Annotated in this window: 2 protein-coding genes; one reads left to right on the top strand and one right to left on the bottom strand. The window is 38.6% G+C overall.

The genetic code is table 11. The annotated features are described in order from the left end of the window. Positions 1-454 precede the first annotated feature (454 nt). On the top strand, positions 455-928 hold the full coding sequence (locus tag QUA45_RS28485) for a hypothetical protein (protein WP_333223274.1): 474 nt from the start codon (positions 455-457) through the stop codon (positions 926-928). A 489-nt stretch (positions 929-1,417) separates the two neighbouring features. On the opposite strand, the gene QUA45_RS28490 is transcribed toward QUA45_RS28485, so the two are convergent. Further along, on the bottom strand, positions 1,418-1,963 hold the full coding sequence (locus tag QUA45_RS28490) for an ATP-binding cassette domain-containing protein (protein WP_333223275.1): 546 nt from the start codon (positions 1,961-1,963) through the stop codon (positions 1,418-1,420). Between the last annotated feature and the right edge of the window lie 659 nt (positions 1,964-2,622).

Consider the following 2,622-nt stretch of genomic DNA (forward strand, 5'->3'; position numbering starts at 1 on the left):
AATTTATCGTTAGAAGTAGCCCGTGATTTTATTCTCCATTACCTGAATCAAAAAGTAGGTCTAAAAGCTGAATATTAACTAACCGCTAAGTTCCTATTAATATCCTCGCAAAAACTCTGCATTTAAGGGATTTTTGCAATTGTTTGTGATGGAAAAAATTAGACCTGCCAAAGGAATTCCGTAATTTTAGCACTTGCTTCATATTTGGGCTGATTTGTCAATGCGTAAGTCCTAGAAACAACCCAAGAGTTGTCAAAAAACCTGTGGCAAAATTTAACTCGAAAAAAGTTAAATACAGAGGTATCAATACTTCGGACAGTTTTTAAAGAGGGATGCGATCGCAATAAAACAGAGAAGTGAAAAAAGTGAGTGCAATCTGAACCCAAAATAAACAGAAAAAAAGGGACTCTTTTCGGTTAAGCTATAAAAATATGCAAGCTCAACAGATTGCCTTATGAATATCATGGAATCAATATTACAACAAATGCCAGGGATTAGTCAACCCCAAAAGAAGTTTTTAATCACTTTATTCTCAACTATTTTACTGAGCTATGGTAAAATCAACTTTACCAATCTCAGTCGTTATAGTTGTTTGAGTGAAAAAACCTACCGTCGTCACTTTATCAAAAGCTTTAACTTTACACAATTTAATCAATATTTCCTCGAACAAGCCTTAAATCCTGAACACACAGTTTTTGCTGTTATTGATTGTTCTTTTTTAATAAAAAGTTGCAAGAAAACTGACGGTAAGGCTTATTTTTATAATGGTGTAGCTGGTAAATCAGAACAGGGTTTGGAAATTTCTGTAATTTCTATTGTGGAAATTGAGACTCGTTTATCTTATAGCTTAAGCGTGCAACAAACTCCATCACGTCCTCAAATAAAGCCCGTGAAAAAACTGACACAAAAACCGAAGAATAGCTGGTAAAAAAAAATCTCGCAAAAAACAGGAGTCTCAAAGCTCAACGCTTGAAATCACAAGAGTTGATGACTATGCAAAACATTTGAAAAATACTCGTTGTTTCTTCCCAACTTCTGTACGTTATTTGGTGGCTGATGGCTATTATTATCGCTCTCAATTCTGGGATGCTGTGCGGGAGTTGAATTTAGACTTTATTGGCAAGTGAGCGAGTTGATGCTAATCTACGCTATCTTTAGACAGGCGAACAAAATAAACTGGGAACTCCTCGAAAATATGATGGTAAGGTTGACTGCCAAGATCTAAGTCGTCTTAACTTTGTCAAATAAAACCGGGAGTTTCATTATATACATTATTAGTCTGGAGTTGTTGTTTGAATTGCCAAATTAGGTTGGCTTGTATCTCTGAAGTTCAAGCCAACGGCAAAATCAAAAATGCTTTATTATTTAGCACTGATATTCATCTACCACCTGATACCAATTTACTATGAAGCTGCATTTAATATAACGCTAAGGAGATAGTTCCAACAAGAAAGACATCAGCCTCATTTAGTGTATCTTCATAGTGAATTGGTATTAACAGGTCTAAATGATTTGTTGGCTCATCTAACAACAGAATATCAGGCTGGTTCGATAGAGCGATCGCCAACCAAAGTTTCGTCAGTTCTCCGCCGCTCACTGTGCTCAGAGGCTGAGATAGGGAGACTTCCGAGGTAAACTTCTCCTCTAGCAACGTCGTCACCGTCCACCAGTCATCCGAATGAGAAGCGATCCAGTCCAGTACCAATTCATTCGATGCAGACAGATTCAGGGTACTGACTTGAGGCAGATAGTAAACACTACCTGTCCTCGCGACTGTGCCAATCTGCGGGATTAGTTGTCCGGCAAGTAGCTTGAGCAAGGTCGATTTACCGCTGCCGTTGCGACAGACTAAGCCAATGCGCGAGCCTTCATGAATAGCAACAGTGATATCTGCGAACAAAGTCCGTGTGGGTGCGACTTCGCAGGTCAAATTAGCTGCGTTGAGAATTGCTTTCTTTTGCATATTTCTGCTCCATCTTGGTTTGCTGAGCCGTCCTCGTAGTGCTGGACGCTCGGATCGCAGTACGATCGATAGGTCGCTACCCAATTCAAATCTTTGGCTTTCGTAGTTTTTAAAGCACAAAGTGTTAGAAATCGATCGGGATGGGTTAGCAACCAGCAGTTAGCTTCATGGCAGTAAGAATTGATAGACTACAATAAATTACATTGTATTACACGAATTTTACGTTGTCAAGCCACAAATGTTTTGAATTCTGCGGTACAACTCACATCTTCACCATTTTCAAGAACAGGCTTTCCGACCTGTGAAGCGAAGAGTAGATTTTCTTGTGGAACAGGCTCTCCGGCCCGTTCATAAAAAGCTTATTGACAATGGTGGAACATCTCAGATACCGCGGATAAAGTCTTGGACGCAAGGAATCTATTTTGACACCATCTGTAGTGGTAAGGTGTGTATTGTACACCATACTGGCTCTTCCTTACTTACTGTGCTAATTTATCTAAAAATAATGGCACAAATTCTTATCTAGCAAAAATTTATGGTCTTGTTGTAGTTAATTTTAGCCGTTTTTTATAAAATTCAGACATATAGCGTTTCTCAGAAAGATGAGGTACAATAACAGCAGTGAGTAAACCAATTCCTCATATCGGATAATGTAACTT

This window comes from Microcoleus sp. Pol12A5 (assembly GCF_036701435.1).
In the GTDB taxonomy this organism is placed as follows: domain Bacteria; phylum Cyanobacteriota; class Cyanobacteriia; order Cyanobacteriales; family Microcoleaceae; genus Microcoleus.

Excerpts from the sequence above, each read along its gene's own strand:
- QUA45_RS28490 (WP_333223275.1), bottom strand. The coding sequence starts at position 1,963 with ATGCAAAAGAAAGCAATTCTCAACGCAGCTAATTTGACCTGCGAAGTC.
- QUA45_RS28485 (WP_333223274.1), top strand. The coding sequence starts at position 455 with ATGAATATCATGGAATCAATATTACAACAAATGCCAGGGATTAGTCAA.